The organism is Parapedobacter composti (assembly GCF_900112315.1).
Lineage (GTDB): Bacteria > Bacteroidota > Bacteroidia > Sphingobacteriales > Sphingobacteriaceae > Parapedobacter > Parapedobacter composti.
In genome coordinates this window covers 137,948-162,801 of record NZ_FOLL01000009.1, presented here as the reverse complement: position 1 = coordinate 162,801, position 24,854 = coordinate 137,948, and the positions used below count along the sequence as shown (strand labels likewise).

Genomic DNA, 24,854 nt, shown 5'->3' with positions numbered 1-24,854 from the left:
TCCTAGTTAAAAAACACGGTAGATAAATAACCCCAACGCGGTGAGGCCGGAAAACACGGCGGTGAGCACACGGAGGGTGCGGTCGCCGCTGGGGTCGCGGTAGCGGCTGGGTTCAACATAAACGACATCGTTCTGCTTGAGGTAAAAGTAGGGGGAAGTGAGCGTTTCCCGGTCGTTCAGGTTAATCCGTGCCAATGTGCGTTGCCCGCCTTCTTCCCGGATAAGCAGGATATTGTCCCGTTTGCCGAATTCGGTGAGGTCTCCCGCCAGCCCGATGGCCTCGATGATGTTGATGCGCTCATTCGGCACCGTAAAGGTGGCCGGGCGCTTCACCTCGCCCACCACGGTGATTTTGAAGTTGGTAAACCGCACATTCACGATGGCGTCCTTGGCATATTGGTCAACCAGTTCCTTGATTTTGACTCGGGCTTGCTCAATGGTGAGGCCTTCTACACGAATTTGCCCGATGACGGGAAAACTGATGTCGCCGTTGGCATTGACGAGATAGCCTTCCGAACCGACACCGCCTTCTTCAGGACGGCTATACCGCCGCTCGTCTGCGGTTTGCAGCGTGCCGGCATTGAACAGTTGGTTGGTTTCGGGGTTCAGGCTGTTGACCCGGATATGCAGGATATCCCCCTGTTGGATTTTGGCCTCTGGAACGACCGGGGCCGGGGCATGGTATACGGCCGTGTCAGGCAGGTTATTGAAATAGACCAGCTCGCGGCTGTTGCCGCAGGCAATAACAAACAGGCCGATAAGGCTAAATAAGCTTAATTGGACTATCCGGTAGGGTAGATGTATCCTTTGGGGAGCGGGATTTCTTTCCATTCACTAAACTTTTTCGCAACTGCGCGTCCGCAAAAATAAGCAATTAGTTACATCGGTGAGCAAAAATTGTGCAAACTACCAATAAATAGGTATAAGTTCCGTAGCGCATCGTCCATTTTTAGGCGGGTATGGCCGGTTTGGGCGGGTGATAAGCCGCAGCCAGTTCAGTGTTGCGAAACGTGGTGTTTTCCAATAACGCGATCGTGTTTTGGGGGATCCTGAAATTCACCAGGTGTTTCAGGTGCCGCTCATGGTGGATATCGGTAGCGAGGTAATCGACAAAGCCATGCTCCAATAACCAGAGCGCTGCGGTTTTTTCTTGCTTGCCATAGTACCCGGTTAAGGAAAGCGCATTAAGCTGGAAGGCAAAGCCTAATTCTTTGAGCTTTTCGTAGGCTTCGGGTTGTCCGAACAGGTAATGATACCGCTCGGGGTGGGCGAGGATGGGTTTGTAACCCGTGGTGCCTAACTGGAACGACAGGTGCTCCAGGTTAAGGGGGCGGAAAAGGTAGGGGGTTTCTACCAGCATATACGGGCTGGTGTGGTAGGGGATGGTTTCCTGCGCTTCAAGAAGGCCGAAAAACCCTTCGTCCAGCATGTGCTCGGCGGCATAGTAGATGCGGGGCATAGGCGCGGATGTACCGGCCAGCGCCTTTTCGAGCCGGCCATACGCCGCGGTGATGGTTGCGCGGTTGTTCCGGTGGATATCCACCATCACGTGGGGCGTGCCGATAACGGTATGGAAGCCGAGCTGGTGCATGCCCCGCAGGAGCCGGATGGCCGCGGCGGTGTCTTTAGCCCCGTCGTCAACGCCGGGAAGGATATGTGAATGGACGTCTACCTGTAAGTAGCGGCCAATCGGGAAAACGATTTCTCTCTTTCTGGAAAAGAAAAATATAGCCATAATTAAACGTGTGTGCTATATCAGCAGATGCAAAAATTGAACCAGTTTATAACTACCAAACGTAGCAAAGTGCCGGAATGCTACAGTGGGCTTGATTTATTGTTGGAAGAGAATCAACCCTTCCTTTACTTTCTTGTTACTCAGCGTGAACCGGACCTGACGGCCGATAAGGTCTTCTACCTTGGGGGCCAGTTGCTCCAGGTAATCGGCATTAAGCGCAGGCCCCACGATGGTAACTTCGATGACACCGCTGTCGCGCCCCTGAGCATAATCGCCCGTAACCACCACCTGCTGCACATCGCCCATGCGCTCCAGCACGGTCTCGACGATGCGGTCGAGCCCCAAGTATTTGTGGACGATGTTTTGCAGCGCACCGAACAGCGGATGCTGTATATTGGCGCGGTACGACACACGGTTCTGCTCAGCTTTTTTCTCCAGGTAACCCGCTTCGGAGAGGTTGTTGAGTTCCTTGCGGATGGCGTTGGTAGATTCGTTGAACTCCTCGGCCAGCCCCCGCATATGCCCCCGGTTGGCGGCATTGATGAAAAACTTCACTAATAAACGCAAACGGGTCCTCGACGTAATGAGCGTATCAAGCATGTAAGTACCGCAACTATTAATTTGAACCGCAAAAATACGCATTTTTTGGCATTAGCGAGAACAGAAGCGTATCATAATTCGCGAATATTGAAAGATGAACGAAGTGGACGACGCCTTACGGATGCGCATAAGCAGCCTAGTGACGCGGACCGCAGGGAGCGTTACAGCTGCGTTGCGCATCCGTAAGGCCACTTCACCAGGCAGCCTAGTGACGCGGACCGCAGGGAGCGTTACAGCTGCGTTGCGCATCCGTAAGGCCACTTCACCAGGCAGCCTAGTGACGCGGACCGCAGGGAGCGTTACAGCAGCGTTGCGCATCCGTAAGGCCACCGCACCAGGCAACCTAGTGATGCGGACCGCAGGGAGCGTTACAGCTGCGTCGCGTATTCATAACGCCTTCATCAATCCCGCGTTCGCCAAAACCAAAACGGATAGCTGTGGCGCCGCTGCCGTTGACGGTGCCGCTCAAACTGCTGCATGGTGTGCTGCATTTCACTGTGGACAGCAGAGAGCGCGACGCTGGATTCTTTAACCAGCAGGATGCTGGCATAACAAAGCCCCCCGACCCCCAGCAAATCTAACACAATGGGAAACCACGCATAACGGCTGGAGACAAAGTACACCACAGCAATGCTGATGCAGGAAGCAACAAAGAAAAACAACGTCACATAAAGACTGGTCATGGCCGCCTGCAGGAGACGCGCACGCCGGCTGGCAAACTCCAACTGCTGGATGTGTACATGAAGCTCGGCGGAGTTCCCGGCCTGATCTGCCTGCGCCAGCAACTCCTTGATGGCATCGCTGACGTCCCGCGCGCGGGCAATGGAGCGGCTGAGGCGCTGCGATGTGGACAGGATAAGCGAGCTGCTCGCCATGATGAGCACCACCGGGGTAATCATGGCCGAAAGGATAGCGAGCGTTTGGTCCAGCGTGTCCATGACGAAGAGCGGTTAATCGCCGATAGGATAAGCCACCAAAGGATGGGCATACCGCTGGTGCTGGCCGAAGTACCGTTGGATGAACTGCACGAAGACAGGCCTGTCGGCCGTGAGGGTAAGCGCATACGGCGTGTCGAGCGGCAAGGCCTCGGGATCGATGAGATCGTTGCAGCGGATGCACCGAATGCGCCGTGCAGGCACACGGATGCGGTAGGGGCCGACGGGCGGCCGTTCGGCATAATACACGTGAAGCGCCACGGCGGCGTCTTCGTCGTGGGTGTTGAGGATGATGAGCTCATCGCGGCTGGTACAGTCCGGCTCCGGCCCGTGGCTGTCCAGCGGGATGCATCCGCCGGGGATAACCCAGCGGGTGTGACCATGGATGGAAGATGGAACAGGATTATTCGTCATCGGTAAACAGGGTTTTTAAATGATCATTGAGCAAAACGCCCTCTGGATCCAGTTGGGAACGCAACTGCTGGAAAGCATCCCACTTGGGGTATAGGGTGCGAAGGTCGGCCGCCCGGAGGCTGTGCTTCTTGCCCCAGTGAGGGCGGCCGCCGTAGGCACGGAAGATGGTTTCGATGTCATCAAAATACGGCTGGTAGGGCAACGTGGCATTCTGGTGGATGGTGATGGCCACGACCGCAGGCTTCCCGTAGCTGTTGCTGAGCCAGCTGTCATCGCCCCGGACGGGCCGGAACAGGACGCGCCAGCCAACGTCTTTGCGGTGCTTGGCCTTGATGCGGGCCCGGATGTCGAGAAAACAGGCCACAGCGTCCTCCAGGCTGACACTGTATTCCAGCTCATTGAACCGGAGCTCCTGCTCGGAAGGCAACACATCTTTGGCGTAGCCGCGCGCTGTTTTATACAGCTCGCCGAAAGGCAAATCGGGTACGTCGCGATCGTCTTCATCCCAGGTGCGGACGGTGACATCATCGCGCCGCGGATACCAATAGAACAGGAAATTGCGGTGGGTGTCCATCAGGTCGTGCAAGTGGATAAGGCAATCGTGCAGCGACGCGCGGTATTGCTTGCGCACCAGGCGGTATTGCGGGAGCAGCCGCAGCGTGACCTCGGTGAACACCCCCAGGGCGCCGAGGGATACGCGCAGCGCCTGCATCGTATCGGGATGATTGTCCTCGTCAAACACGCGGATAGTGCCCGTGCCGTCCACGAGCCGCACGCCGATAAGCTGGGCCGACAGGTTGGGCAGGCGCTTTCCGGCGCCGTGTGTACCGGTGCTGATGGCCCCGGCGAGGGTCTGCTGGTCGATATGCCCCATGTTTTCCATAGCCAAATCGTGCGGCATGAGGGCTGTGCCGGCCTGCTCGACGGTAGTGCCGGGCAGGAAGGCGGCGGTGCAGGCATCCGTATCGGCCCGGACGAGGCCCGAAAGCCGCTCCATGGATACAAGCGTGTCATACGTGACGTAGACGTCGGAGCACGAGTGGCGGGAGCCGACCACGCGCACGGTGCCGCCGCGGGCATGCGCGTCTTGGATGACCTGCTGCAGGCCAGCTTCGTCGGAGGGGGTAAACACCCGCTCGGGGGTGAACCGGACATTGCCCGACCAGCTGGTCCACACGTGTTGCGTTGGTGCTTTTTTCATAACGGTCCAGTATGCGTTGTTTAAACAAACACCCGTCCGATTGATAATGTTTGTCGCAATTGTTGTACCTTTGTTGGTATTGTGTTCATAGCGTACGATTAAGAGGAGTCCGCCGATGTTATCCAAAAAGACCAAATACGCCATCAAAGCGCTGATTGTGCTGGGCCGGAACTACGGCAAGGAACCCATGCAGATTCTGCGCATTGCCGAGGAAGAACGAATCCCCAAGAAGTTCTTGGAACAGATCCTGCTGGAAATGCGCAACGCAGGGATCCTCTACAGCAAAAAAGGAGCCGGCGGTGGCTATAGCCTGAACAAAGCCCCGGAGGATATCCGCCTCTCGCAGGTGATGCGCCTGATCGACGGACCGATAGCGCTGCTGCCCTGCGTAAGCCTGAATTTTTACCGGCGCTGCGACGAATGCAAATCGGAGGAGGTGTGCGGCATCCGCGATACGTTTGTGGATGTGCGCAATGCCATGCTCGAAATCCTGAATGACACCAGCATCGCGGATATCATCAACAAAGAAAAACGGTTGGTGTTGGGGGGTGGGTGATCGGTGGTCGGTGATGGGTGGCCGGTGATCGGTGGTCGGTGGTCGGTGGTTGGTGTGGTTTTAAAAACAATTAAGCAAACCTAAACGTTTCTTCCCGTAATGAAGCCTGTCTGGAAATGGGGCCTAAGCGTTGCTATTGGCTTGCTGGTCGTTTTGTTATGCGCGAATTGGTGGGTTAACCGCCGTTGGGTTCCAGGGCTGGAAACCCGACTGAACAACGCGTTGGCTGCGGCTATAGACAGTGTTTACCGACTGACCTACGACAGCCTGCGGATGTCGTTCTTCTCCGGAAGTGCCGTGGCAAATAACGTGCGCCTGATCCCGGATACAGCCGCACAGAAAACGCTGTACGATGTCCGCATAGCTCAACTGCGGGTTGGTGGGGTTGGGCTGCTGCGCCTGCTGTTTTCCGGTAAATTATCAGTTAACACGATAATTCTCGATAAGCCAATGGTTAAGCTGACTGTGGGCCGTGAGCCGGACACGGCCAGAAGGGATACGGCTGCTCCGCTTCTGGAGCGCCTCCAGGATGTGCTGGACGGGGTGCGGGTGACGCGGATTGCCGTGAAGAGGGGGCAAATGGAGCTTGCTGCGCAGCGCGATGCACGGCACCTGGTGGTTAGGCGGATTGACGGGACAATACGCGACGTGCGTATCGACTCGGCGGCTCGGCGGGATACCACACGCTTGTATTATGCGAAGGGATGGGATGTGGATGTGGCGGGGGTAAGCTACCTGCGGCCTGATAGTTCGTACCGCTTTGCACTGGGGGCGCTGCGCTTGGACATGCACGGACGGGAGCTGCTCATGCGGGACCTACGCTATGGGCCGACGGTGGGCAAGGGCGCGTTTTACAGCAGGGTAGGGCGGGCAGCGGACATGATCGACATGCGCATGGGGCTGGTGAAGCTGGCGGGATTTGACGTGGCGCGTTGGACGGCCGATGGGCTGCTGGCCGCGGCGGCCCTGCACATCGACACGGCGGAAATCTCGATTTACAAAGATAAACGGCTGCCGAATCCGCCGGAAAATAAGCTGGGCAAGTCGCCGCACCAGCAACTGATGGCCTGGAAGCAACGGCTGCGCATAGACTCGGCAAGGCTGCATGCGCTGGACGTTGCGTTTACCGAGGTGAGCGACAAAACGGGGAAGGCGGGTACGGTGACCTTTGAACGGACAGCAGCCGTAATCCGGAACTTGACGAACGATACGGCGACGTTGCGTGGCGACCGGTTCATGACGCTCGACGCGCAGACAAAGGTGATGGGTGCCGGCGACTTGTCCGTGCGGTTCCGCTTTGACATGCTCGACAGCCTCGGCGGGCATACCTACACGGCGAAACTCGGGCCGATGGATGGCCGCGCATTCAACCGCATGCTGACGCCCCACCTCAACGTGGAAGTGGAGCAGGCCCGCATCCGCGGCATGCGTTTTGAAATGAAGGCCAACGACCGGCGTACGGAAGGGACGTTGCGCTTCGATTACCAGGGGTTGAAGGTAAACCTGCTTGCAGGCTCCGGCCCGAAAGCGGGCGAACGGAAATCGGTGGTTTCCTTTTTTGCCAACCGGTTTTTGCTGAACGACAGCAACCCCGATGCCAACGGCGAGTACCACGCCGGCACGGTATACATCGCCCGCCCCAAAACGTTCTCGTTTTTCAAAATGATCTGGCGCAGCATCCGCGAAGGCACCAAGGAGTGTATCGGGTTAGGGGGGTAAACTGGTTCTCACAGGCCTAAAAGGCCGAAAGCTTCATTGTAAGGCATTTGTATTGAAATTATTTCAAATTTAGGATTGGCTTTTTTCAGTTTGGCCCATGTTTTTTTTGAACGCTCGTCTGACGTGACAAAGTATGTAACATGTTTATCTAAATCCGCTTGGGCAAATAATTTCGAATCGTTAGGTATGAGTATCCGAGGCTGAATTTTGTCGATGCTATTTGGGCTTTCTGCTAAAATTAACCGGCAAAATTCTCCTGTACGTTGGGCGTGATCTAAATTGAAAGGGATTAGTTGAAGATTTCTTAAGGGTAGCTCGTGAATTTTTCCTTTTACACAGTATTCGGCTATGGATATAGTTGATACTTTCAAGGCGATATCGTTTTCCAAGAAGTACTTGAAGTAACCCAAAGCGTTTTTATGGAGCGGGTCTTCGTCATTGAGTAGCCGGATAAGGAAGCTGGTATCAAGCAAAACTGCGTTATGCGTCATAATTACCCCTTAAGTTGTGTAACCATTCATCTGCGTCAATGCCTTTCCAGCTGTGTTTTGCTTTATCGATCAGACCATTAAGATATCCGTCGTCAAATCTCGGATTGTAGTCGATAAGTTCCACGAGCTTCAGCGATTTGGTATCTATTTCACCAGTTTCTGTATGTTGTTTGCCTTTTGCTCGCACGCCGAATTTCCGATAAAGCATGTTGTCTTCTCGGTTTCTCAGAAACTCCTCACCTGTTTCTATTGACAGGTAGCCGTACTCGTCCGTGTCTAGGTGAATATTAGCTTTATTTTTGCCACCAGCGTCTCTTAGTATACCATAAAAATAGAGTTCCGCTTCTGCCCAAACATTCTCCGTTCGTATAAATTGGGTTTTAGGGGTAATAGATAGTTCAGCATCTTCCCGCAGGGAGGTTTTCAAGTGAAACTCATAGTCCTTCTGCCGTGCCAGTTGCTGGATGGATTCAAAGGCCTGAGCAGTTTTTAGTTCAAGGAAATCAATCGACTTGTTTTCGCTTACCTGCGTTAAAATGGCGCTAAACCCGATGATGGTTTGTATGGAGGTGGTAAAGATATGCTTTACAGAACCATGCTGGATATCGTAGGTTATTATTGGTCTATCCTTTTTATTGCTTGGATACAGCAGGTCTTCCACATTCTGCAGCAAAGTAGCAATGTGCTTAATGTCGTAGTTATCCGGTTTCAATTCTTGATTGCCGGATTTACCAACAACTTTAATCTCAAATGTGCCCAACTTATCCATTATGACAAATTTAAGAATAATTTTCGATTGAAGCTTCGAAGGTGCATTTCAGACTGTCACAAGCCAGCATTGCCGCAGATAGCTTTGGACGTATAAGCAGCCTAATGACGAGGACCGGAGGGAGCGTTATAGCTGTGGTGCTTGCCAAAGCATTTCGCGTGTCCTGCTGCAATTTGAAATGCGCCCGGCTTGCGAGCTCCCAAGACTTCAGCGCTTGGAAAGCACAATATCTATCCAGTCAACGCCGTAATCCCAAACTTCGCTGCCAATGCCTCTAAGCTCTCCACCACTTTAGCCGTTAACGGAATGCCCTGTGCTTTGCGTTGCTGTGTGGCTTGGTATTCTGGCTCGCCGGGGATGATAACGCCCTGCTCCGGATTGACGCGCTTGGCGTTTTTGAAGCGGGTGATCCAATGATCCATGCTGGCTTTGAATTCCGCAACGGGCCGGAAGCCGTCCACCCGCATCGCGCCCACGAAGTGACCGACGCCCATACCCGGCTGGTCGGGCAGGGGATCGAGGAAGGCGACAAACGGCGGCACCCAAGGACCGTAGTTGGCGCCGGACAGTACGCCGGACAGGATATCCACCGTAGCAGAAAGGCCGAACCCCTTGTGGCTGCCCCGACCGTATTCGCTGCCCAAGGGTAGCAAGGCCCCGCCGGCGGTGACCGCATTCGGGTCGGTGGTTGGCTGGCCGTCGGGCGTAAGCACCCACCCTTCGGGAACCGGTACGTTCATGCGCTGGGCAATCTCCAGCTTGCCGTTGGCTGCCGCGGCCGTAGCCATGTCTACCACCACCGGAGGGTAGCTGCCTGCCGGGAAGGTATAACATATCGGGTTGGTACCCAACAACCGCTCGGTAGAGAACGTAGGAGCCACCAGCGGACTGGCATTGGTTACCGCAAAGCCGATCATGTCGTGTTCAATAGCTTTTAACGCATGGTAGGCAGCGATGCCAAAGTGGTTGGAATTGCGGATGGCCACCCATCCCGAACCGTATTGCCGTGCCTTTTCCAAGGCGATATCCATCGCATAGGGCGCCACCACCAGCCCCAGCCCCCGGTCGCCATCGACCGTGGCGGTGGTAGCCGTTTCATGCACCACGCGGATATCCGGTGTAGGGTTTAAGCGGCCATTCTCCCAGAGCCGTACATACCCGCTGAGGCGCGCCACACCGTGGGAGTCGATACCCCGCAAATCCGATGTTACAAGCACATCCGTCGCCAACACCGCATCCCCATCGGAACACCCAATGGCTTTAAAAACCCCATACGTAAACTCCCGTAACCGCTGCTCAGGTATCTTCATTGTTTGTATTTCTTTATTTCACCACCCACCACCGATCACCCACCCCCGACCACCGACCACCCATCACCGACCACCGACCACCCATCACCGACCACCGACCACCCATCACCGACCACCGACCACCGATCACCGACCACCGACCACCGATCACCCACCCCCACTCCGCTGCATGGGGTTCGGTCCGGAAGAAGCACCACGAACCGGTGTATTGCCCTGCTTAAACAACTCAAACCGTGTTGGGGTATGCCGGCGCGGCCAGGCGTTATTCGATTCATCGATGTCAGCCGTTTCCCGCAAGGGGTCGACCACTACGGAGGTGACTTCCTTCGTTTTGGCGAATACCTTGGTCACCTCATTTTCGTTTTTCCGCCAGATATAAGCCGGGATGCGTTCGATTTCCGTGGAACCATCGGCATACGTCCATTCCAGAATGATGGGCATCACCAGGCCGCCTTTATTGCTGAATTTCAGCTGGTAGAAATGGTATTTGCCATCGTACAGCTCCTTTTCCTCAGGCGTGAGGGATTCGTAATACTGCCTGAAAGCCGCCTGCTGTTCGGGGTCGATAGCAAAGCGATCCCATTTATTATAGAAGTCCTGCAACGACGTGTCGGCTTCAACAGCAAAGGGAATGCCCGCCTCGATGTTGCGTTGGCGCGCTACCGTGTTGATATCCTGCTCATACGCTTCCTTAGCATCACCCTGGAGCGTCTCCAGATTGCCCAGGGGCTGGAAGTACTGCACATCGTCCAGCGAAATATCCACCGGGTCTGTGCCGAAAAACCAACCCCGCCAGAACCAGTCGAGGTCGACCGCCGATGCATCTTCCATCGTGCGGAAGAAGTCGGCAGGGGTAGGATGCTTGAAGGCCCATCGCCGTGCATATTCCTTAAACGCATAATCAAACAACTCGCGGCCCATCACCGTTTCCCGCAGGATATTGAGCGCGGTAGCCGGTTTGGCGTAGGCGTTCGGCCCGAACTGCACGATGTTTTCCGAATTGGTCATGATGGGTTCGAGCTGATCCTTGGGCAGCTTCATGTAATCGACAATCTTATGGGCCGGTCCACGGCGCGACGGGTAGTCCTTATCCCACTCCTGTTCAGCAAGGTACTGGCAGAAGGTGTTCATTCCTTCATCCATCCACGTCCATTGCCGCTCATCAGAGTTGACAATCATCGGAAAGAAGTTATGTCCCACCTCGTGGATGATGACACTGATCATGCCATATTTAGTAGCTTCCGAGTACGTGCCATCCGTGTCGGCCCGGCCGTAGTTGAAACAAATCATCGGGTATTCCATGCCATTGGCCGCCTCAACTGAGATGGCGACAGGATACGGATAGGGGATAGTATGCTTGGAATACACCCGTAACGTATGGGCCACCGCCTTGGTGGAATAGCGCCGGTAAAGCGGATACGCTTCCGGACCGTAGTAGGACATGGCCATGGGCGTATAGCCCTCGATGCCTTGTTTGACGCGCATGGCATCCCACACGAGGCGGCGGGAGGTCACAAACGCGAAATCACGCACATTCTTGGCCTCGTATATCCAGGTTTTTTTGGCTGTAGCCCGGCCCTGCATCGCTTGGCGGGCTTCTTCAAGGGTGACCACCTCTACCGGCTCATCTGCTTGCTGTGCCTGTTTCCACCTCGTCAGTTGGGTAGGCGTAAGCACGTTGGCATAGTTGCGGCATTCGCCCGTGGCCCCCACGATATGGTCGGCCGGCACCGTGATGTTGACCTTGAAATCGCCGAACACCTGGGCAAATTCGCCTCGCCCGGTGAACTGCTTATTCTGCCAGCCCTGAAAATCGGAATATACCGCCATGCGCGGATACCACTGGGTGATGGTATACAGGTAATTGCCATCTTCCGCAAAGTACTCATAGCCCCCACGCCCATTCTCTTCCATGCGGTCGCTGATGTTATACTGCCAGTCGACTTGAAGCACAAATTTAGCGCCGGGCTTCAGGGCGGCCGGCAGTTCCACCCGCATCATCGTATAGTTGATGGTATAAGGCAACGGTTTCCCCGACCCGTCGGCCACCTTCAGGATGTGAATGCCCAAATCCCTGTTGCCGCCGATAAACTGCCGCAACTGCCGGGTAGTCATCTGCTCGCTGAGCGAACTTTCATCGAACTTTTTGCTTTCCGCATCAGCCTTGTGCTCATTCTCGTCCAGATTTAGCCAGAGGTAGTGCAACGGATCCGGCGAATTGTTGGTATACGTGATGGTTTCCGACCCGATGACACGCTGGTTTTCATCGTCGACCTCCACGTCAATGACATAATCCGCCCGCTGCTGCCAATACTGATGGCCCGGCGCCCCCGATGCCGTACGGTAGACATTCGGATCACTCAGCAACGTACCCAGTTGCTCGAACTTATTGCCGTGGTTGGCACCCGGGTTGTTCTGTAGCTGCGCTTGGGTTTGGAACGAAAATATAGTTAAGAGGTATAGCAGGAGAACAGGTCCGGGTTTTAGTGTATGCATAGTAATCATGGCGTGAATGGTGATTGGTGAATAGTGATTGGTGAATGGTAACGCCGTTCATTGCGGATTACCCGTTTTTTGTTTCAATACGTTCAATAAGCTAAACAATTGTTTTTTGATTAATATGATTAACATATCGATATCGGATGTGTCGTCCACATACGACAATCTTTTAGCAATCTCAATTTGTGTATCCAGCTCACCGAGAGACCCTTGTGCAATATGAATAAACTGGATGTATTCTCGCGTATTTTTTCTCATAAATCCCTCTGCGATATTAGAAGGCACAGAAACCGCCGATCTTCTCAGCTGGGCCGTGAGCCCATAGACTTCTTCTTTAGGAAAACCGCTAGTTCTATTATAGATGATTTCCACTAAATCCATGGCGTTTTTCCATACTTCCAGATCTTTATACGATAATATCACTATTTAACAAAATTTTCTAGACCCCCAACCCCCAATCACCGACCACCGACCACTGACCCCCGACCCCCGACCACTGACCCCCCATCACCGACCCCCGATCACCGACCCCCAACCCCCAATCACCAATCACCAACCCCCAACCCCCAACCACCAACCACCAACCTACACCCGCTCCAGCGCCATCACCAGCGCGATGCCGAAAATGGCGGAAGACAGGAAGAAGCTCCAGTCGCGGCGCGATACGGAAAACACAGAAGTGGCAACCCACGATAGCAGCAGCACCACGAAGACAATGGCCAGTTGACCCAGCTCCAGCCCCACGTTGAAGGCAAACAGCGGACCGGTGATGCTGCTCGCTTTGCCCAGCAACGAACGCAGGTAGTTGGAAAAGCCCAGCCCGTGGATAAGACCGAAAAACAGCGCATAGCTATACGTGAGCCAGTCGGTGCGGCGGCTGCGGTTGGCGCGCTTCGTCCGGCGCTGCTTGACCACGTTGCTGAAGGCGGTGATCACGATGGTAACCGGAATAAGAAACTCAATCAATGCCGTGTTGATATTGACCAGTTGGAATACGCTCAGCGCCAACGTAAGCGAGTGCCCCACGGTGAAAGCGGTGACCAGTATCACCACCTTACGCCAGTCGCTGATAAAATACGTGCAACAAAGCGCAATGACAAACAGGATGTGGTCATACCCCGAAAAATCTAAAATATGCTGCCATCCCAGCTCAAAATATACCGCGAAATCCTGCATGTTGTGTTCTTTGTTGCTATCTTAGTGGCAATATTACAGCTAATGTGATGAAAACACAACGGGTAATATAAAAAATACGAAGATGACGAGCTTGATAAGTGCCTTGTGGGTGATTTTTCATCCGTTTTATGTAAGCATTACCACGATAAACCATAACGAGCAGGAAAAACGAGTGGAGGTGAGCTGCCGGATATTTTATGATGACCTGGAAGAAGCACTAAAAGCTACCTACACGGGAAAGGTAGACCTGATTAACGCGCCGAACCGGACCGAACTGGACAGCCTGCTTGCCGCCTACCTGCGCCGTAGTTTCGGCGTGGCGGTTGATGGCCAGCCGATACCGTTGCGCTACGTGGGTTACGAAATTGAAGACGATGTGGCCTGGTGCTACCTGGAAGCATCGGGCGTGCCCGCGGTAACCAGCATGACCGTGGATAACCGGTTGCTGCTTAGTCAGTTTCCCACACAAAGCAATATCCTGCATGTAACGGCCCGGGGCAAGCGCCGTAGCACCAAATTGGATAACCCCGAGAGCAGGGCGGAATTTTTTTTCGCAAAATAGCGGTCCTTATGCCGGGCTGGATTGTCTTAATCCATAACGACTGAATGTTTATAACCAAAATTTTATGAAAAGAACGATCCCCATCGTACTGCTTTTTTCATTTTTAGGCCTGAGTGCCTGTGAAAAGACAGGAGGACGCCCGGATGCCACGCCGGAAGAGGTGTTAGGTGTAGTGGAATATGACGGTAATTGGTATGAGGCGGGCGACACGATTTTCGGGTTTAAGGATTACGTATACCTCATCGTGGGCGATCAGGACAGCCCCCTGCTATTGGGCGTTCCGCATGATGGTACGGCGACCGGCAATCCGGAAATTCCGGAAACGGGCACAACCGGACGAGACTTGTATACGCTGCCGTTTACCATCGCGATAGCCGACCTGTTTACGGAAGATACCGGAAAACAGCCGTGGATAATGGTCAATACCATCCACCGAAAACGGGTGGATCCGAACACCTATCCGGATGAAGCACCGGGCCGGTACACGCATCCTGATGCTATGGCAACGTATGAAAGCTACCATGAGTTGCTGCTGCTGGCGCGGACGACCCTGGCCGAGGCACAGGAGGGCGGCAAGGGTGCGCTGTATGTGGATATGCATGGCCACGCCCACCGCTACCATAACGGGCATACTGAACCCTATGTTTCGGTAACTACCGGCAATACGCTGCACGATAACTTTATCTGCCAGACGGAAGTGGGATACGGCCTGAGCAATTACTCGCTTGAACAGCCGGACAGTTACTTAGATGGACTGGCCGATTCGTCGAGCATTGCTTACTTGGCTGATCGGCATCCGGCGGTACCGTTCTCTTCGTTAATCCGGGGGCAGCAGAGTTTTGGCGGACTATTGGAGGCCGAAGCGGTGACGGCGGTGCCTGGCCCGGCGATCCCAATGCTGGACCGCAACGTCACCTTGTTTGGCGGGACCACCGCCAAGCCTGCCCGCAGGCCGTATTTTAATGGGGGCTATTGCACCCGGAAATACGGAACGATTAAAACGGGATCGACCACGGGATTTGATGATAACGTGATAGCCATTCAACTGGAAACACCGGGTATCAACGTTCGCAACAATGCAACGATACGGCAACGGTCGAGCCACCAGTTTAAACGGGCTATCATCAACTACCTGAACGCTTGGCTGGGCTATAACTTCCCGAATAGCGCCTACCCTTATTGATCGCTGGATGGGTACATACGGTCTACATATCGAGCGGGTGCTGCTCCAGCAAATTGCGGAGGGAGAGGAGGTAGCGTTCAAGAAACTGTTTGAACTTTACAAGACCAAAATCTTCAATTTCGTGGTGAGCTATACCCACTCGGATGCCGACGCGGAAGAGATTGTACAGGATACGTTCATGACCTTATGGTTCAACAAGGGGATGCTGGCTACCATCCAGCATCCGCGCAACTACATTTATACCGTAGCGCGGAATAAAACGCTGAACCACCTGCAGCGCATCGCCCGCAGTGAGGTGATGATGGAACAGGTGTGGGCGAATATGCAATGGCAGGACAGCCCCGTTGAGGAGCTGCTGGATGCCAAAGAATGCGGCGAACTGCTTAACCGGGCGCTGGCCAAATTGCCGGACCAGCGGCAGGCTATTTTCAACCTGAGCCGGGTGGAAGGGCTTTCACATGAGGAAATAGCAGCGAAAGTGGGGCTGTCCAAAAGTCGCGTGAAGAACATCATTGTGGATACGCTGAAGTACCTGCGGTTACACCTGTCGAAACACCATGTTGTATTAATTGCACTTTTGACGGTCCTTTCGGCTTGCTCATAGGTCTTTTATGAACACGGAGGGTGAAAGCTAATCAACTATGAGCACACAACAAGACCGGATAGCCTATTTGCTGGCGCGGTATAACAGCAAGACCTGCACGCGGGAGGAATTTGACGAACTGTTCGCGTGGATACGGGATCCCGCAAACGAGGCGGAACTGGACAGGCATATGGAAGGGTTGGCAGATTCGCTGCCGTTCGGCACGGGAGCTCATGCGGTGGACTGGGAAGCGATGTATACCAATATCCGGGGGCACTCTGCTGCCCGCAGGACGAGGGTCTTCCGCTGGGGGCTGGCGCTCGCGGCGGCTTGCGTGGCCTTGGCCGTTGGGCTTGGCTTCTTTCTCATGGAGCAGGACGACAGCGCCGGTACGGCGGCAGCGATGCTGGCCCAGCATGACGTGGCGCCGGGCGATAACCGGGCCGTGCTGCGGCTGAACGATGGATCGATGGTGATACTGGAAGACCAGGCGGACGGTATTGTGGCCGTGCAGGGCGGCGCAAGGGTGGAAAAAACGGCAGATGGTACGTTGTTATACGGCCTGACGGATGGTGCCGCGGCGGAAGCAGCTGATTTTAATACCCTGGAAATTCCCCGGAAGGGACAATATAAACTGGTACTGCCCGATGGATCGAAGGTTTGGTTGAATGCCGAATCGGCGATCACCTACCCCACGGCGTTTACCGGTGCCACACGGGAGGTGACCTTGGCGGGGGAAGCGTATTTTGAAGTGGCCCACGATGCCCGCAGACCGTTTCTCGTGGCCGGTGAGGGCTACCAATTGCAGGTGCTGGGCACGCATTTCAATATCATGTCGTACCCGAATGAACCGGATATCAAGATTACGCTGGTGGAAGGCAGTGTGCTGGTAAGTGACCATACGGAAGCGAAAAAACTGACCCCGGGCCAGCAGGCTTTGATATCGCATACGGGCCGGCGCATGCGGCTGCGCAGCGTGGATGTGGAACAGGCTGTAGCGTGGCAGACCAATACCTTCTTTTTTGATAATACGCCTGTGGATGAAGCCATGCGCATGCTGGAGCGGTGGTACGATGTGGACATCCACTATAAGACACCCAACCGCAATCTGGCTTTTACGGGCATGATTTCCAGGCAGCACCCGCTCTCCAGCGTGTTGCGCTACCTGGAGAAGGCAGGCGAGGTGAAGTTTGATATCAGCGCGCAAACCGTGCTGGTGCAGTGAGTGAATACAATTCCAAAAACCGACAAAACTGAATAACTATTTACGAATGAGAACAATGAAACCAATGCGAACGATGTTGCGCCGCTGCGTGGCTTTTATGTTGCTGTTTTGCCTGACGATTCATGTACAGGCTTATTCCCAGCAGATAGATATCACGGTGCGCGAAGCCAAGCTGAAGGACGTGCTGAAAGATATCCGGAAGCAGAGCGGCTATGATTTTGTATACAATAATGCGGTGCTGGAAGTGGCAGCGCCCATCAGCCTGAACCTGACCAATGCGACGATTGACCAAGCCCTGGCGGCGTTGTTTAAAGGCCAGCCGCTTACCTATACGGTGGATGGCCGGACCATCATCATCGAGGTGAGCCGGAAGCCGGCACGGCAGCAGGTGGTATCTGGCCGGGTAACAGACGGTACGGACAATGCGCCGTTATCGGGTGTATCGGTACGGGTGAAAGGCGGACAAAGCGGTACGGTAACGCAGGCGGATGGCCGCTTTTCCATTGTGGCGCCTTCGCCGGATGCTGTGCTGGTGTTTTCGTTGATGGGGTATGCCACGCAGGAAATTCCCGTGGGCAACCAGACACAGCTGGCCGTGGTGTTGCGGCAAACGCAGCAGGAGCTGGATGCTGTGGTGGTGCAGGCCTATGGAACTACCCGCAAGAGTGCGTTGACCAACTCCGTGGCTACCATCAGATCAGAAGATATTGCCCAACGGCCCATCACCAATATCAATACGGCGCTCGCAGGCGCAGCGCCGGGCATTGCGACCAACTCGGGCAGTGGGCAGCCGGGTGCCGGGCCGGCCGTCCGCATCCGCGGTTTTGGTTCCATCAATGGGAGCATGACGCCATTGTATATCTTGGATGGGGCACCGTATGACGGGACTATCAATAACATCGACCCCAACGATATCGAGAGTATTTCTGTGCTGAAAGACGCGTCGGCCGCGGCGCTGTACGGGGCACGTGCGGCCAATGGGGTAATCATGATTACCACGAAAAGCGGGAAAGCCAATCAGGATCAGGTGAGCCTGAAGTTCATCACGGGCATTAACTCGCGGGGGCTTTCTGACTACGAGAAGGTGGGCATCCCGGATTACTACAAACTGATGTGGGAAACAACCCGCAACAGTTTGCATTACAATAACGGCGTGAGCCTGGAAGACGCGGCCATATTGGCGAGTGGCAAATGGCCGGAACGGTTTGCTTCAGGCGCCAATGCCGGCCTGCAGAATTACCATGGCGTGGCCTATGGTGATGTGACGCAGAACTTGCTGAGTCACCCGTTTAATGTGCCGGCTACTGAGCTGCTGGATATCAACGGCAACCTGAACCCCAATGCCAGGCTGCTGTATGCGGAGGATCTCGACTGGCGGGATGCCATCCGCCGGAGTGGCCTGCGGCAGGATTATTCGCTGGCCTATAGCGGTGGCACCGAAAAGAGCAGCTACTACGTGTCGCTGAACTACCTGGATGATGAAGGTTATTCCATAGAGAGTGATTTCAACCGGGTGACGGGGCGTGTGAAAGTGGACCTGACCCCCAAGCCGTGGCTGCGGTCGGGCTTCAACATCGGGGGGGCGGTAACGAAAACTACCCTGGCCAACCTGGATGCGGGCATTAACGAAAATCCGTTTTACATCGACTTGCTGATGGGGCCTATCTATCCTATCCATAAACATGATCCGGAAACGGGGGCCTACCTGCTGGACGAGAATGGGGAGCGGATTTTTGACGACCGGGAGTACGGGCCGGTATTTACCGGGCGGAATATCGTGGCCGAGACCTTACTGAATACCTTATTTAACAAACGGAATGCGCTGAACGGCCGGACGTTTGCGGAGGTGTCTTTCCTGAAGGATTTCAAATTTACCACCAACCTGGCCATAGACATCAACAATTTTGAATACTTGTTTTACCGGAATAACCAAATCGGTGACGGCCGGGCGGTGGGTGGCCGCACCAGTCGTATCGCGCGGACTTACCGGTACCTCAATTTCAACCAACTGTTGAACTATAACAAGCAGTTTAACGGCCACCGGATTGATGTGCTGCTTGGCCATGAAAGCTACAGCTATAACCAGGTGTACCTTACGGCCCAGCGCGACAACCAGGTGGTGGAAGACATGGTGGAGCTCTCTAACTTCGCGAACCCGGCCACGGCCAACTCGGCTCTGGAAGACTACCGTACCGAAGGGTATTTTTCGCGGGCCGAATACAGCTATGCCGATAAGTACTTTGCGTCGGCGTCGTTCCGGCGCGATGGGTCGTCCAAGTTCCACAGGGACGTGCGTTGGGGCAACTTCTGGTCGATGGGACTGGGCTGGGAAATCAGCAAGGAACCCTTCTTTAACGCGGAATGGCTGGATTACCTGAAGTTGCGGGCGTCTTATGGCGCGGTGGGGTCAGACAACCTGAACTCGGATTATTATTACTGGCAGTCGTTTTACAACATCGGCGTGAACTATGGCAACGAACCCGGCATTCGCCAGAACCGGTCGGCCGGTAACCGCAACCTCCGCTGGGAATCGAACCAGAGTATCGATGCTGCCGTGGAGTTCAATGCCTTCGGCAACCGGCTTGACGGTGTCATCGAGGTGTTCCACCGCAACTCGGACGCGTTGCTATTCAATGTGCCGCTACCCGAATCCAGCGGCATGACGTCGCAGGGCCAGAACATCGGCTCGATGTACAACCAGGGGATTGAGTTGCAGTTGCGCGGAGATCTGGTGAAGTCTGACCATTTCCTGTGGAATATGGGCATTAACTGGACGACCTTTAGGAACCGGATTACCAAATTGCCGCAGGAATCAATCATCGACGGCACCAAGAAACGGGAGGTGGGCCGATCCATCTATGACTATTGGCTGCGGGCTTATTATGGTGTGAACCCGGAAAATGGTGAAGAGCTTTACGTGGTGAACCCGGATATGGAAGATAGCCGCGCCTTTATGTTGGATGGCACCCAGGTAACGCCGAACGCCAATAATGCGCTGTATCATTATGTAGGTACAGCCATACCGGACTTCTACGGCAGTGTGACGAACTTGTTCAGCTACAAGAATTTCTCGCTGAATGTGATGCTGATGTACCAATACGGTGGCTTGGTGATGGACAACGATTACCAGTCTCTGATGTATAACGGTACGTATGGCAGGGCCCTGCACGTGGATGCCTTGAACCGCTGGCAGCAGCCGGGCGATGTAACCGATGTGCCGAAACGTCTCACCGGCACGACCATGTACGATAGCGACCGCTGGTTGATCGACGGCTCGGCCTTGTCGCTGCGCTCGGCTACATTTATGTATAACATGCCGAAGGGTATACTTTCGCGGCTGCACGTTTCCAGGGCAAGCTGGTTTGTAACGGGTGAGAACTTGTTTATGCTTTCGCGCCGGAAGGGACTGGATCCCACGCAGGCATTTACCGGAGTGACGTCTTATACTTATGCGCCTGCCCGTATCATATCCCTTGGATTAAATGTTACACTTTAACGATTCTGAACTCATGGAAAACCATTCATTTTTATCCCGCATATGCATCGGTATGATCGCCATCGTTCTGGCAACGTCATGCAGTAAAGACTTTTTGGATACCGACCCTACGGACAGGGTCTCTGAGACGATAGCTTTCTCTTCTATCGAAAATGCGAACAAAGCGCTAAGCGGATTGTACCGGACGATCTATACGCAGTATACCAACCAGCACCGCGACGGCCATACGGCGATGATGATCAACTTCGACGCGATGGGTGAGGACTATGTGCGTACGGCTCCTGGGTATGTGTATCACCGCGAATCCTACCGCTGGCTGGCACACAGGAATGTATCTGACGTGAACGTCAATGGGTTTGCCTACTACTTTTATTACATCATCATTTCCAATGCCAACATGATCATTGAGAAAATCGATGGGGTGGAGGGCGGCGAACAGGCGAAGGCCACCATCAAGGGCGAGGCCCTGGCTTTGCGGGCCTGGGCCTATACTTACCTGGTGCAGCTTTACGGTAAGCGCTATGATGCATCCATCGGTGAAAACACGCAGCCGGGGGTGCCTTTGGTGCTGACTACCGACCCGGCGGGCCAGCCCCGGGCTTCTGTGGAAGCGGTGTATACACAGATCGTGAACGATCTTGACGAAGCGATGGCATTGCTGGCCCACGGCGGGTCCACGGCCAAGACACACCTGAACCTCCAGTCGGTGAAAGGCATACGGGCGCGGGTGGCGCTGACGATGCAGGATTGGCCGAATGCCATCAAATATGCCCAGGAAGCCAGAGCGAACAGCTCGCTGATGAGCCACGCGCAATACCTGGAGGGTTTCTCCAACATCAGCAACCCGGAATGGCTGTGGGGGGTATCGATACCGATTGATCAGGTGACTACCTATGGTTCGTTTTTCCGGTACATGTCGGCCAATTTCAACTCTGGATTCACCCGTACCAACCCGAAGTGCATGAACAGTGTGTTGTATGCCCAGATTCCGGAAACAGATATCCGGAAGAAGTTGTGGTGGGATGGCACGGATGAAGACCGGCCGAATTTCCCGGGCGTGTTGAACGGCGATGGCACTCCCGTGGCTAACCAAACCCGGGCACCTTATCAGCACCGGAAATACCTGGTGCAGGATCCCTCGAACGCTTCGGGCGACGTGCCATTGATGCGGGCGGCGGAAATGTACCTCATTGAGGCGGAAGCACGGGCGCAATCGGGCGATGCGGATGCGGCGGAAGTGCTGTACGAGCTGGCGGTAAACCGGGATCCGCAATACGTGATGTCTACGAATACTGGCCAGTCACTCGTTAACGAGATATGGGTACAGCGGCGCGTGGAGCTTTGGGGAGAAGGTTTCCGTTTCCTGGACTTGAAACGGACCAACAGCGATCTGGATCGCCGGAATACCAACCATAAGCCGGATCTGGCTAACATCTTGTATGTGCCGGCCGGGGCAAACGAATGGCAGTGGCTGATACCGCAGGCCGAAATCAATTCCAATCCGGCCATTGGTCCGGAAAACCAAAATCCATAGCGTTATTTTATGCGTAGTTTAATTGTTTTCTTGAAGCCTTCCGTTGCCAAACGGAGGGCTTCATCAACGATAGGCCCGATAGGGCTATTGTTGGTGGCGGCTTCTTTCATGGGCTGCCAGGTACGCCGCCCGGAACTGGCCGGCGGGCCGGTGAAGGTAGACTCGGCGCAGCTTGGGGTAAGCCTCCAGGAGCGGCGGGATTTCCGGTTTGCCGGGGGTACCCTGGGGTTTTCCAATGCGTTTGCTGCTGCGCGGCTGAACGGGGTGACCCAGCTGAACGACAGTACCTTTTCCCTCAGCGTCGCACCGGAAAATGCCCCTATCAACCCGAGTCCGTGGTATGCATTTAAGGTATGGTCTGCCACACCGCGAAGGATCTATTTTCAGCTCGATTACGGCCGGTTTAAACACCGTTACGACCCCAAGATAAGCTACGATAAGGTACATTGGCAGGAACTGGGCGGTAAAGACACGTTTTCTGCCGTTATCAGTAACGATACGGCGCTGATTAGCGGGCAGGAGCTGATTGATGCGGCACAAGTATACCGTTGGACCGCCGGGCTGGCCCGGCAGCCGTTTGTGAAGCGGAGCATTATCGGGTACAGTATGCTGGGCCGGCCGATAGAAGTGCTGGCGACCGCCCGTAGGCCCAAAAAGCCCGTGGTGGTGCTGATGGGGCGGCAGCATCCACCGGAAATTTCGGGCTTTATGGCGTTGCAGGCCTTTGTGGAGGAAGTGTTCGGCACATCGGAAAGGGCGAGACGGTTCCGGGAGCACGTTGATGTGGTATGCATTCCGATGATAAACCCGGATGGCGTGGATGAAGGGGGCTGGCGCCACAACATGGCGGGGGTGGACCTGAACCGCGATTGGGAGGGGTTTAAGCAGCCGGAAACAAGGGCGGTGAAGGCCTACCTGGAACGGCTGGTGGAGCAGGGCGATGTGGACATTCTCTTCGCACTGGATTTCCATTCGACGTACCACGACGTGTTTTACACGAATAAGCCGTCGGCCGGCGACTTGCTGCCGGGCTTTGCCGACCGGTGGATACACGCGCTTGAACGTGATGTGCCGGGCTATACCGCATCCATCAAGCCGTCGCCCAACGGGGGCAACGTCTCCAAAGGGTGGCTAAGCCGCCGGTTCGGCGCGGAAGCGATAACATACGAGGTAGGGGATAATACGCCCCGTCCGCTCATCCGGCAGGTGGCGCAGGCCGCAGCGAAGCGGATGATGGAGATGCTCCCAGCCGCGGTTGATCAGCCCTGATAGTCTTCATCGTCGAACCCGCCATCAAAAAGGCTGCCCAGCATATCGGCAAACTCGATGCCGCCATGGATATAGCTTTTGTTGAGCTGTGAATGCTCAGCCAAGCCATGGAGCACAAATTCCATGAGCAGCAGCTGCTGGCTCTGGGCCAGCTTAGGGTGCAGCTTCTTGACCAATGCGTGGAGGCCGGGTACGTCCATGAGCATCTTTTTATACTGGCTATCTGATAGGCTGTCTGTCAACTCCAGGCTGTTACCGGCGGTAAACCAGTCGACAATAGGCCCGTATGGATTTTCGGCCTTCGATTTTTTGGCTTTCTCCGGATGGGGGAAGTAAAGCGTGAACAATGTTTTGATGGCAGCGCCGATGAGGCGGTGGGCCACATGCACCGGACCTTCGAGTTCGCCCTCGTAGACCAGCTCGATTTTTCCCGTGATGGCCGGGATGACGCCTGCGAAATCCGACAACCGGGCGACGGTGCGCCGCTGCCCCGATGTCAGCATCCGCCGTTCGGCAGCGCTAACAAGGTTTTCGTAGGCTGAGATGGTAAGCCGTGCCGATACGCCCGACTTCTGATCGATAAATTCGCTTTGCCGCGCTTCAAAGGCGATTTGTTCGACAAGGTCTTTCAGTAGTCCGTCAACCTCAATAGCCGTTTGCTGCTCCGGCGTAAGGCGCGCTTCCTGGAAGGTAATTTTGCGGGAGATATCAATGCTCTTCGGATAGTGGGTGAGGATCTGACTTTCGATGCGGTCTTTGAGGGGGGTGACGATGGACCCGCGGTTGGTATAATCTTCCGGATTGGCGGTGAAGACAAACTGGATATCCAGCGGCAGGCGCAGCTTGAAGCCGCGGATCTGGATGTCTTTTTCCTGCAGCATATTGAAAAGGGCAACCTGTATGCGCGCTTGAAGGTCGGGCAGCTCATTGATAACGAAGATGCCGCGGTGGGCCCTCGGAATCAATCCGAAATGGATGACGCGCTCGTCGTTGTACGTGAGCTTCAACGTGGCGGCCTTAATGGGGTCTACGTCGCCCACCAGATCAGCCACGGTGACGTCTGGCGTAGCCAGTTTCTCGGTATACCGGGCGGAGCGATGCAGCCACGCAATGGGTGTATCGTCGCCCTTGGTTTCGATTTCGTGACGGGCATACCACGAGATGGGGTTCAGCGGATCATCGAACAGCTCACTGCCGGCAACATAAGGCACGTATTCATCCAGCAGGTGCACCATCAGCCGGGCGATACGCGTTTTAGCCTGCCCCCGCAGCCCCAGTAAAAGCACGTTATGGCGCGACAGGATGGCTGTCTGCAATTCAGGAATAACGGTTTCGTCGTAGCCCACAATGCCTTCAAACCCCGCCTTGTTTTCCCGTAGTTGCCGGATGAGGTTGGCCCGTAGCTCGTCTTTGACACTTCTCGATTGATAACCGGATTGCTTGAGTTCGCCAAGGGTGATCGGGGGTCGGTGATCGGGGGTCTGTGATCGGTGATCGGGGGTCGGTAATCCTGCATCAGTATTCATTGTTTTCCTCTTTGCGATGTTAATTGTATTTACAAGTCGTTATTTAAAACCACCCACCACCGGCCACCCAC

General features: G+C 54.9%; 22 protein-coding genes. 9 read left to right on the top strand and 13 right to left on the bottom strand.

Features of this window, described 5'->3' with window-relative positions:
- Positions 1-6: 6 nt before the first annotated feature.
- From BM030_RS11345 to BM030_RS11320, 6 genes are all read right to left on the bottom strand, one after another.
- A complete protein-coding gene (locus tag BM030_RS11345) occupies positions 7-831 on the bottom strand; it encodes a polysaccharide biosynthesis/export family protein (RefSeq protein WP_090973711.1) in 825 nt (274 codons plus the stop codon).
- Positions 832-949: 118 nt separating this feature from the next.
- A complete protein-coding gene (locus tag BM030_RS11340) occupies positions 950-1,735 on the bottom strand; it encodes a tyrosine-protein phosphatase (RefSeq protein ID WP_090973710.1) in 786 nt (261 codons plus the stop codon).
- Between the two features lie 96 nt (positions 1,736-1,831).
- Positions 1,832-2,290: a helix-turn-helix domain-containing protein gene (locus BM030_RS11335; RefSeq protein ID WP_211657582.1), complete on the bottom strand. Its 459-nt coding sequence runs from the start codon at positions 2,288-2,290 to the stop codon at positions 1,832-1,834.
- A 446-nt stretch (positions 2,291-2,736) separates the two neighbouring features.
- On the bottom strand, positions 2,737-3,234 hold the full coding sequence (locus BM030_RS11330; protein ID WP_262987342.1) for a DUF2721 domain-containing protein: 498 nt from the start codon (positions 3,232-3,234) through the stop codon (positions 2,737-2,739).
- Between the two features lie 51 nt (positions 3,235-3,285).
- A complete protein-coding gene (locus BM030_RS11325; protein WP_090973707.1) occupies positions 3,286-3,684 on the bottom strand; it encodes a sensory rhodopsin transducer in 399 nt (132 codons plus the stop codon).
- Complete coding sequence (locus BM030_RS11320; protein WP_170845709.1) at positions 3,674-4,885, bottom strand: D-arabinono-1,4-lactone oxidase; 1,212 nt, start codon at positions 4,883-4,885, stop codon at positions 3,674-3,676. The genes BM030_RS11325 and BM030_RS11320 overlap by 11 nt, the downstream gene beginning before the upstream one ends.
- A 115-nt stretch (positions 4,886-5,000) precedes the next feature.
- Between BM030_RS11320 and BM030_RS11315 the strand changes: the two genes are divergently transcribed.
- A complete protein-coding gene (locus BM030_RS11315) occupies positions 5,001-5,441 on the top strand; it encodes an RrF2 family transcriptional regulator (RefSeq protein WP_090973705.1) in 441 nt (146 codons plus the stop codon).
- 99 nt (positions 5,442-5,540) lie between these two features.
- A complete protein-coding gene (locus tag BM030_RS11310; RefSeq protein ID WP_090973704.1) occupies positions 5,541-7,160 on the top strand; it encodes an AsmA family protein in 1,620 nt (539 codons plus the stop codon).
- Positions 7,161-7,168: 8 nt separating this feature from the next.
- On the opposite strand, the gene BM030_RS11305 is transcribed toward BM030_RS11310, so the two are convergent.
- From BM030_RS11305 to BM030_RS11275, 6 genes are all read right to left on the bottom strand, one after another.
- The gene (locus BM030_RS11305; protein WP_090973703.1) at positions 7,169-7,651 is read right to left on the bottom strand and encodes a hypothetical protein; all 483 of its coding nucleotides are present in this window, start codon (positions 7,649-7,651) and stop codon (positions 7,169-7,171) included.
- The gene (locus tag BM030_RS11300; RefSeq protein ID WP_090973702.1) at positions 7,641-8,420 is read right to left on the bottom strand and encodes a hypothetical protein; all 780 of its coding nucleotides are present in this window, start codon (positions 8,418-8,420) and stop codon (positions 7,641-7,643) included. The genes BM030_RS11305 and BM030_RS11300 overlap by 11 nt, the downstream gene beginning before the upstream one ends.
- A gap of 230 nt (positions 8,421-8,650) precedes the next feature.
- Positions 8,651-9,730 (bottom strand): Ldh family oxidoreductase, encoded by a 1,080-nt coding sequence (locus BM030_RS11295; protein ID WP_090973701.1) that lies wholly within the window; start codon positions 9,728-9,730, stop codon positions 8,651-8,653.
- Positions 9,731-9,877: 147 nt separating this feature from the next.
- Positions 9,878-12,226: a M1 family metallopeptidase gene (locus BM030_RS11285; RefSeq protein ID WP_170845708.1), complete on the bottom strand. Its 2,349-nt coding sequence runs from the start codon at positions 12,224-12,226 to the stop codon at positions 9,878-9,880.
- A 57-nt stretch (positions 12,227-12,283) separates the two neighbouring features.
- Positions 12,284-12,652: a four helix bundle protein gene (locus BM030_RS11280; protein WP_090973700.1), complete on the bottom strand. Its 369-nt coding sequence runs from the start codon at positions 12,650-12,652 to the stop codon at positions 12,284-12,286.
- A gap of 162 nt (positions 12,653-12,814) precedes the next feature.
- Positions 12,815-13,405, bottom strand: a complete 591-nt coding sequence (locus BM030_RS11275) for a HupE/UreJ family protein (RefSeq protein ID WP_090973699.1) — start codon at positions 13,403-13,405, stop codon at positions 12,815-12,817.
- 82 nt (positions 13,406-13,487) lie between these two features.
- Here BM030_RS11275 and BM030_RS11270 point away from each other — a divergent pair, with 82 nt between their 5' ends.
- From BM030_RS11270 to BM030_RS11240, 7 genes are all read left to right on the top strand, one after another.
- Positions 13,488-13,967, top strand: a complete 480-nt coding sequence (locus tag BM030_RS11270; RefSeq protein ID WP_090973698.1) for a DUF6702 family protein — start codon at positions 13,488-13,490, stop codon at positions 13,965-13,967.
- Positions 13,968-14,031: 64 nt separating this feature from the next.
- On the top strand, positions 14,032-15,150 hold the full coding sequence (locus BM030_RS11265) for a hypothetical protein (RefSeq protein WP_090973697.1): 1,119 nt from the start codon (positions 14,032-14,034) through the stop codon (positions 15,148-15,150).
- Positions 15,151-15,157: 7 nt separating this feature from the next.
- Positions 15,158-15,754, top strand: a complete 597-nt coding sequence (locus tag BM030_RS11260; RefSeq protein WP_090973696.1) for an RNA polymerase sigma factor — start codon at positions 15,158-15,160, stop codon at positions 15,752-15,754.
- 37 nt (positions 15,755-15,791) lie between these two features.
- Positions 15,792-16,958 carry a FecR family protein gene (locus tag BM030_RS11255; protein WP_090973695.1) on the top strand — a complete coding sequence of 389 codons (1,167 nt, stop codon included), beginning with the start codon at positions 15,792-15,794 and terminating at the stop codon, positions 16,956-16,958.
- A gap of 46 nt (positions 16,959-17,004) precedes the next feature.
- On the top strand, positions 17,005-20,454 hold the full coding sequence (locus tag BM030_RS11250; protein WP_090973694.1) for a SusC/RagA family TonB-linked outer membrane protein: 3,450 nt from the start codon (positions 17,005-17,007) through the stop codon (positions 20,452-20,454).
- Positions 20,455-20,467: 13 nt separating this feature from the next.
- Positions 20,468-21,988, top strand: coding sequence for a RagB/SusD family nutrient uptake outer membrane protein (locus BM030_RS11245; protein ID WP_211657580.1), 1,521 nt, complete (start codon positions 20,468-20,470; stop codon positions 21,986-21,988).
- A gap of 9 nt (positions 21,989-21,997) precedes the next feature.
- Positions 21,998-23,257 carry a M14 family metallopeptidase gene (locus BM030_RS11240; RefSeq protein WP_090973693.1) on the top strand — a complete coding sequence of 420 codons (1,260 nt, stop codon included), beginning with the start codon at positions 21,998-22,000 and terminating at the stop codon, positions 23,255-23,257.
- Here BM030_RS11240 and BM030_RS11235 read toward each other — a convergent pair.
- Positions 23,248-24,783, bottom strand: a complete 1,536-nt coding sequence (locus BM030_RS11235; protein WP_090973692.1) for a sigma 54-interacting transcriptional regulator — start codon at positions 24,781-24,783, stop codon at positions 23,248-23,250. The genes BM030_RS11240 and BM030_RS11235 overlap by 10 nt on opposite strands.
- Positions 24,784-24,854 lie beyond the last annotated feature (71 nt).

What these genes read in the sequence shown, in the direction of transcription:
- BM030_RS11345 (WP_090973711.1), bottom strand. Translation starts at nt 831, where the DNA reads ATGGAAAGAAATCCCGCTCCCCAAAGGATACATCTACCCTACCGGATA.
- BM030_RS11340 (WP_090973710.1), bottom strand. Translation starts at nt 1,735, where the DNA reads ATGGCTATATTTTTCTTTTCCAGAAAGAGAGAAATCGTTTTCCCGATT.
- BM030_RS11330 (WP_262987342.1), bottom strand. Translation starts at nt 3,234, where the DNA reads ATGATTACCCCGGTGGTGCTCATCATGGCGAGCAGCTCGCTTATCCTG.
- BM030_RS11325 (WP_090973707.1), bottom strand. Translation starts at nt 3,684, where the DNA reads ATGACGAATAATCCTGTTCCATCTTCCATCCATGGTCACACCCGCTGG.
- BM030_RS11320 (WP_170845709.1), bottom strand. Translation starts at nt 4,885, where the DNA reads ATGAAAAAAGCACCAACGCAACACGTGTGGACCAGCTGGTCGGGCAAT.
- BM030_RS11315 (WP_090973705.1), top strand. Translation starts at nt 5,001, where the DNA reads ATGTTATCCAAAAAGACCAAATACGCCATCAAAGCGCTGATTGTGCTG.
- BM030_RS11310 (WP_090973704.1), top strand. Translation starts at nt 5,541, where the DNA reads ATGAAGCCTGTCTGGAAATGGGGCCTAAGCGTTGCTATTGGCTTGCTG.
- BM030_RS11305 (WP_090973703.1), bottom strand. Translation starts at nt 7,651, where the DNA reads ATGACGCATAACGCAGTTTTGCTTGATACCAGCTTCCTTATCCGGCTA.
- BM030_RS11300 (WP_090973702.1), bottom strand. Translation starts at nt 8,420, where the DNA reads ATGGATAAGTTGGGCACATTTGAGATTAAAGTTGTTGGTAAATCCGGC.
- BM030_RS11295 (WP_090973701.1), bottom strand. Translation starts at nt 9,730, where the DNA reads ATGAAGATACCTGAGCAGCGGTTACGGGAGTTTACGTATGGGGTTTTT.
- BM030_RS11285 (WP_170845708.1), bottom strand. Translation starts at nt 12,226, where the DNA reads ATGCATACACTAAAACCCGGACCTGTTCTCCTGCTATACCTCTTAACT.
- BM030_RS11275 (WP_090973699.1), bottom strand. Translation starts at nt 13,405, where the DNA reads ATGCAGGATTTCGCGGTATATTTTGAGCTGGGATGGCAGCATATTTTA.
- BM030_RS11270 (WP_090973698.1), top strand. Translation starts at nt 13,488, where the DNA reads ATGACGAGCTTGATAAGTGCCTTGTGGGTGATTTTTCATCCGTTTTAT.
- BM030_RS11265 (WP_090973697.1), top strand. Translation starts at nt 14,032, where the DNA reads ATGAAAAGAACGATCCCCATCGTACTGCTTTTTTCATTTTTAGGCCTG.
- BM030_RS11260 (WP_090973696.1), top strand. Translation starts at nt 15,158, where the DNA reads ATGGGTACATACGGTCTACATATCGAGCGGGTGCTGCTCCAGCAAATT.
- BM030_RS11255 (WP_090973695.1), top strand. Translation starts at nt 15,792, where the DNA reads ATGAGCACACAACAAGACCGGATAGCCTATTTGCTGGCGCGGTATAAC.
- BM030_RS11250 (WP_090973694.1), top strand. Translation starts at nt 17,005, where the DNA reads ATGAGAACAATGAAACCAATGCGAACGATGTTGCGCCGCTGCGTGGCT.
- BM030_RS11245 (WP_211657580.1), top strand. Translation starts at nt 20,468, where the DNA reads ATGGAAAACCATTCATTTTTATCCCGCATATGCATCGGTATGATCGCC.
- BM030_RS11240 (WP_090973693.1), top strand. Translation starts at nt 21,998, where the DNA reads ATGCGTAGTTTAATTGTTTTCTTGAAGCCTTCCGTTGCCAAACGGAGG.
- BM030_RS11235 (WP_090973692.1), bottom strand. Translation starts at nt 24,783, where the DNA reads ATGAATACTGATGCAGGATTACCGACCCCCGATCACCGATCACAGACC.